Annotated in this window: 5 protein-coding genes and 1 pseudogene; 2 read left to right on the top strand and 4 right to left on the bottom strand. The window is 38.6% G+C overall.

Translation table 11 applies throughout. The features are described from left to right. Nucleotides 1–236 precede the first annotated feature (236 nt). Nucleotides 237–1,502: a site-specific integrase gene (locus L0J61_RS08525; RefSeq protein ID WP_077448083.1), complete on the top strand. Its 1,266-nt coding sequence runs from the start codon at nucleotides 237–239 to the stop codon at nucleotides 1,500–1,502. Between the two features lie 21 nt (nucleotides 1,503–1,523). On the opposite strand, the gene L0J61_RS08520 is transcribed toward L0J61_RS08525, so the two are convergent. The 3 genes and pseudogenes from L0J61_RS08520 to L0J61_RS08510 form a co-directional block, all read right to left on the bottom strand. After that, on the bottom strand, nucleotides 1,524–1,910 hold the full coding sequence (locus tag L0J61_RS08520) for a hypothetical protein (RefSeq protein WP_077448082.1): 387 nt from the start codon (nucleotides 1,908–1,910) through the stop codon (nucleotides 1,524–1,526). A gap of 53 nt (nucleotides 1,911–1,963) precedes the next feature. Next, nucleotides 1,964–2,383 carry a PepSY domain-containing protein gene (locus tag L0J61_RS08515; protein ID WP_301466019.1) on the bottom strand — a complete coding sequence of 140 codons (420 nt, stop codon included), beginning with the start codon at nucleotides 2,381–2,383 and terminating at the stop codon, nucleotides 1,964–1,966. Between the two features lie 368 nt (nucleotides 2,384–2,751). Continuing rightward, a pseudogene (locus tag L0J61_RS08510) lies at nucleotides 2,752–2,916 on the bottom strand (IS256 family transposase); the annotation flags it as partial. Nucleotides 2,917–3,228: 312 nt separating this feature from the next. Between L0J61_RS08510 and L0J61_RS08505 the strand changes: the two are divergent. After that, nucleotides 3,229–5,361: an SWIM zinc finger domain-containing protein gene (locus tag L0J61_RS08505; protein ID WP_301466018.1), complete on the top strand. Its 2,133-nt coding sequence runs from the start codon at nucleotides 3,229–3,231 to the stop codon at nucleotides 5,359–5,361. A gap of 167 nt (nucleotides 5,362–5,528) precedes the next feature. Here the strand turns inward: L0J61_RS08505 and L0J61_RS08500 are convergent. Next, on the bottom strand, nucleotides 5,529–5,920 hold a 392-nt coding region (locus L0J61_RS08500; RefSeq protein WP_192992703.1), incomplete at its 5' end, for an integrase core domain-containing protein.

The following is a 5,920-nucleotide window of genomic DNA, read 5'->3' as shown; positions in this document are numbered from 1 at the left end:
ATAAAGGGTTTGTATTTTATTTTATGTGGTTTTGGTGTCCAGTTTGGTGTCCAAATAAAGAAGTGATTTGGCACTGGATTTGAGAAGAGATAGTAGCAATGAGAGACAGCGAACGCTGTTTGTTAGGAATACTTTAGCACAATAATTATCTAGATTGTACAAAAATTATTTTATAAAAAGTTGTGCAAAAAACAGGTGCACTTTATCTAACTGATAAAAGCAATAAAGTGAGAAATATGATTATTCATAATAAACGGGACATCAATAGACTTGAGTGCCGTGATAAAGATTACCTAGTTGCGGTGGCTGGTGTGCCGGGGTTAAGTGTACGCACCTACCCTAATGGTAAAAAAGAATATTATCTACGTTATACCCACCCACATCAGCCTAATAAACGTCCACGTATGACTTTGGGCTCTGTAGAGGATATTAGTTTAAACGAGGCTAAAACCAAAGCAGAATCTGTATTAGATATGGTTCGAAATGGCACTGACCCTAAAGCCATACGCCAACAGCAACGGGTTAATAAATACGCTCATCTAAAAAATGCCACTTTTTCTGAGATTGCTGAAGCCTGGAAGGACAATAAAATTAATAGCCGCCGTCAACGCAAATCTGGTAAGCGCTCTTTTAGTGAATCTACCTTAAAGTTTTGGGATCTGTGCTTGGGTTATATGTGTGCTGAGATTGGCGACTTACGTATTAATGATATTACCAGCGAAACCATCCTAAACGTCTGTGAATCTATTCAAAATAACGATAATGAAGCAGCCTTTGTCGGTGCCAGTACCCGTTTATATACAGAAAAAGTATTTTCATTCGCTGTTGCACGGGGTTTGTGCGATAACAACGTTGCCATTTACACCCGTGGAGAATTGGCACCAGCCAACTCTGGTAAACACTTGCCAGCACTGACTAAACCCGATGAGTTTGCTATGTTATTAAGGGATATGTCAGAGTTTACTGCAGCAAGCGAGCTGACCTTGATGGCAATGAATTTATTGCCTTATGTCTTTGTGCGCAGTATCGATCTGCGCTCTATGCGCTGGGATGAGATTGATTGGGATAATAAACTATGGGAGTTTTCACCTACTAAGGGTGAAGGTCGTGAGGATATGGTCTCAAGCTTGGTAGTGCCATTGGCAGATCAAGTTATCTACCGCCTGCGTGAGATTCAAAAGATAACCGGTTATAAGCCTTATGTATTTGCGTCAATTCGCTCATCAAATAATGCATACATGAGTAAAGCGACCTTGGTTCAAGCCTTTCATCGTCTAGGCTATAAAGGTAAGCACTGTGCACATGGATTTAGGGCATCTGCCAAAACTTTACTGATGGAACAACCTGAACTTCGCTATTCAGACATTGTGACAGAGCTACAGCTTGGCCATAGAATCAAAGATACCCATGGTGGAGCGTATAACCGACTTGATGAGATAGACACACGTACTCAAATGATGCAGCACTGGGCAGACTATATAGACAGCCTGAGCAGTCGTTAATGTAGGTGCTCCCCTACTCTACTAGTCTTTCTTTAGCTTGACCACATTCATGCTTGGATAAGCCAAGTCAATTTTATATTTACTGCCACCACGGTATGCTTTTGTTTTGACAATGCCTTGGCTGTGCTTATAGTCTACCTTTTCAACTCGGTAGCCCATACTGTTTAACTTACGAGTGGCCACTCTCTCTGCATTAACTCGATTGTACTCACTCTTCTTGTGTTTCTTCTTATTTTTCTTTTTATAGTCATCATGCTTTTTATAATCGCCTTTACCATCCGGGTAATAAACGCCTCCATTAGGATGATAAATAGGACCATCTAGGATTAATGGAGTTGATGTACAGCCTGTGGCAACCCCTAAAGTAGCAGCCATAAGGCCTGCTGATAGTAGCTTAATATTTGTCATGAAAACTTACCTCTAAGTATTAAAATAATATTTAAAAATATGTTTGCAGTAATTTAGTCTTTTTCAATCTTAATGACATTTAGGTTGGGATAGCCGAGTTCAATTTCGTACTCTTGCCCGCCACGTTTGGCTTCAATCTCAAAAATACCACGGCCATTCTTTTCATCTAGTTCAATCTCATCAACACGATAACCCATTGATTGAACCTTTCTTACAGCCTGTCTTTTTATAGCAGGGTAACGAGCTTCTCGTTTAATTCTATCTTCAACATCATCGCCTTTATATTTCTTTTTATAGTCGTGCTTATACTTTCTATCATGATGTTTGTTGGTTTGGTGTCTATCATCCTTATAAATAGGACGATCACCATAGTCGTAATCAGGTGTCACAACACAGCCAGCTAGGCCACCAATTAACGTTGCCCCTATTGCCAGTGACAGCATTTTTTTAAGTACTGAATGATTAGCCTTCATTATGACATCTCCCTTGCTCGTTTTTTTAGGCGGTAAAATCGGTAAAATAAGGTTTGTAGTTATATTATACAAACGTTTAATAATAATACTCCATAATAGCCAACTATCCTTTATCCTAAATGTCTTGTTTGTTAATAAGTTGTAATCACCTATGGAATCTTATGCATCTAGGGCTATCTGCTATTATTGTTGGCAGGAGAATGTTTTTATAAGGTTTATAGGAAGCTAAAGGTATGAGATGATAATTAGAGGTAATCTAGAAAATGAAATCCAACTAACAGAGTATATGCTAATTAGTTGCGCTGACAGTCAAGTTGATAAATAAAAATCGTTAAGAGAGCCCATCCCAGATTCTGTGTAACTGCAATTTAGATTAAATGCTTACTAACACGCTCATCGAACATAATCATAAAACGATTAAGAGCAGACGTCCAGTTATGGATAGGCATCGACCACTTTTTAGAAGCCTGCTGAGTTGCTAGATAAACAACCTTAAACGCCGCTTGATCAGATGGGAATATCTTACGCTCGGTGTTTGTCAACATAGTTGTCACCATTTAATGAATTAGGCGACTCTCATTTCATCAAGTGTGGTTCGTAAGAAAAATTACTATTATGCCTTGTCCTTAGTCAGCTTTTTTGTTTTTTGTCGTGTACAGAGGGAATTGGTATAATATTGCTCTACCATTAGATAGATATTAATGATAAATTCGTCAAGTGGCATCTCATTGTCCTTGGTCTTCTTGGTCGAAAACTTTAAGGATAGTGAGGTGTCATTTTTTTCAACCCCTAAAAGTGTTGAGAGCGGGGTATTAACTATAAAGCTGTAAATAAAAGGGTACAAGATGGCACTTGGCAAGTTATCACGCTTTGAGAAGCTATTTAGAAATACTATCATCGAGCGTGGGTGTGACTATGAAAACATGGGGCGAGTGACTCAGCTATCAAAGCAAAGTGTCAGTACCCACGGTATAAAAACCAAGCAATATGTCTCTTATGTGATTGGCAGTCGTTCTTATCAAGTCAAGCTATTGCTCACAGATTTGCCAGATAAAGATATGGTGATTGAGTCTATGAGCTGCCAATGCCCTTATGATGATTATTGCAAGCATATGGTAGCAATGTTACTAAAAGTTCGTACGTTACAAGCAGGCGGTCAACTGCCTACAATCGACTCGGCGACTGGTATGGATTGTTATAATGATGTTGGAAGTGCTGAGGTGCTTGATGGCATAATTGATAAGGATAAGATGATACATTCCCTTGATGAAAAAGCACTGCGCAATTTCGTTCAGCATTGCTTTTTGCGTCATCCTGAGCTTATCGATGAATTGGTCATCTGGCACAGCCAGTATCAGGCAAAGGCCCATGAAAACAATGCCCATAGCAAAGTCAATACAAATGCCAGTGCCAAACAGGATTATGAGTTTTCTAATTTAAAAGACGAAAGAATCCAAGACATATCTTCCAAATACGAAAGCTTTGAGCATCACCCTATCGTTTTGCAGTCTTTATATCGTCAAATTGATAGCCTACTAGACTTAGATGATTATCAATTATATGGCTATGAACCTGATGTCAGTGAGCCTTTATATCAATTTGATATGTTATTTAACCAGTTTACTACTCAGCCTCAATACCAACTTAGTATGGCAATATATTGGATGGATACGATACTCAGGCTGTATGATGAGTATCCCGACTCAGACTTATATGAGCCTGTTAATGTAGGTTTTGCCAAGCTTGGCAAAGTATTGTTTAATGTTGAAGATAATGACTATGGTATTGGATATTTGCCAGATTGGTCACAAGATTTTACGGTATACCATACCTACCTGCCTGATACCTTAATCACTGAGATAAAAGAGAAAATACAATACTGGCAATATGAAGGTGATATACGTCAAATCTCTGACAACTATCATATGGAACGATTGTACTTTGATTTATTTATTGCTAAGCAAGATTGGCTAGGTGCGGTTAATTTTTTAAACCAAAGTATCGAGAAGACCAAAATTTCCTCTTATAGGGATTTTGAGCTTAAAAACATGATGGTACTAAAAATTGGCTTATTAAATTATATTCATAATACGCCTAAGCTGGCTATTTATTCTAAGGTTGTTGAGCCTGTTGCCCAGCTGATAAAAGATTATCAACATCTGCCAGCCATTCGCCTTATGCTGATAAATAATGCCATGCAAGAAGGTAAGTTAGAAGATGCTATGAGCTTCATTGAAGAAGGCGTGAGGATAGCTAAGAGAAAAGATAGGGGTTATCATAGTGAGATAGAGGGATGGCAAATACAGTTTGTCAATATAGCCAGTCAGGCATTAAAAAATGACACATTACAAACTAAAAGGTACGATAAAGATAAGTTATTGACTATCTTGCGTGAGAACAGTAAAGCGTTAGCAATTGAAGCGAGTAGCGGTAGAATTAATGAGTCTTATTATCAACAATGGAAGGATAGCTATACAGAAACTGAATGGCAAAAAACTATCAAGGCGAAACAGGTAGAGTTACAACACAGCTTGCAACAAAGCATTGATAAAAGTATTAATGATACACCTTCTATGAACTCATATTTTGCCCGTTCAACCTTTGACAGAAGTACCTATGCTGTATTAATTCAAATCTATGAACTAGAAAAACAAAGCGAAGCGCTATCAGCTTTGATTAAAGCTCATCCTGATATTTATTATATCAAGCGTTATCAAGATGAATTGATTGCTAATGATGCAAGTTGGTTGATAGATTTTTATCTACAACATTGGCAAAAATGTATTGAAAATGTCGGTGAACGCAAGCATTATCATGAGTTGGCACAGGATATTCAAATCATGTTAGAGGCACTTCCTGAGGGCAAAAAGGTATGGCAACCGATGGTCGCAGGATGGCAAGCCCGATTTAGTACTAAGCCAAGACGACCAGCCTTACTTGATGAGTTAAGTAAGATACGTTGGGGCAATGATGGTTAGATTTACTTTATCAATGCAGTATATCCGCTACAATCGGCTAAGCACTTGCTGGTGTATGCTGAAAAAACCGTAGACAAAAACTTGGTAAACTAAAGAAGACAAATAGGAGTTCACCATGACTAAGAAAGTGAACCGCCCCGACTTTATCGGAGGCTGATTTACTTGAGTCAGGCAGCAATGCCTGACAGGATTAAATTATCATAATACCGCTTTTCAAACTCAAAAGGGGACACATAGCCAATCGTACTATGAATGCGAGTTTTGTTAAACCAATCGACCCATTCAAGGGTTGCTAATTCAACATCACTCACACCTTGCCACTGCTGTTTTAAATATTCAATCACCTCCGTTTTATAAAGTCCGTTAACCGTTTCAGCCAACGCATTATCGTATGAATCACCTGTCGTGCCAACAGATGCAATGACGCCAGAATCAGCCATCTTATCAGTATAGCGAATTGATAAGTACTGAACGCCGCGATCACTATGATGAATCACATCTTTGGGGTTGTTCCTGTCTGCTATCGCCTGATTTAGCGCAGCCATAACCATATCCGTGT

It is taken from the genome of Psychrobacter sp., from assembly GCF_030457785.1.
GTDB lineage: Bacteria > Pseudomonadota > Gammaproteobacteria > Pseudomonadales > Moraxellaceae > Psychrobacter.
This window is presented reverse-complemented; position numbering and strand designations above follow the sequence as displayed.

What these genes read in the sequence shown, in the direction of transcription:
- L0J61_RS08520 (WP_077448082.1), bottom strand. Translation starts at nt 1,910, where the DNA reads ATGACAAATATTAAGCTACTATCAGCAGGCCTTATGGCTGCTACTTTA.
- L0J61_RS08505 (WP_301466018.1), top strand. Translation starts at nt 3,229, where the DNA reads ATGGCACTTGGCAAGTTATCACGCTTTGAGAAGCTATTTAGAAATACT.
- L0J61_RS08525 (WP_077448083.1), top strand. Translation starts at nt 237, where the DNA reads ATGATTATTCATAATAAACGGGACATCAATAGACTTGAGTGCCGTGAT.
- L0J61_RS08515 (WP_301466019.1), bottom strand. Translation starts at nt 2,383, where the DNA reads ATGAAGGCTAATCATTCAGTACTTAAAAAAATGCTGTCACTGGCAATA.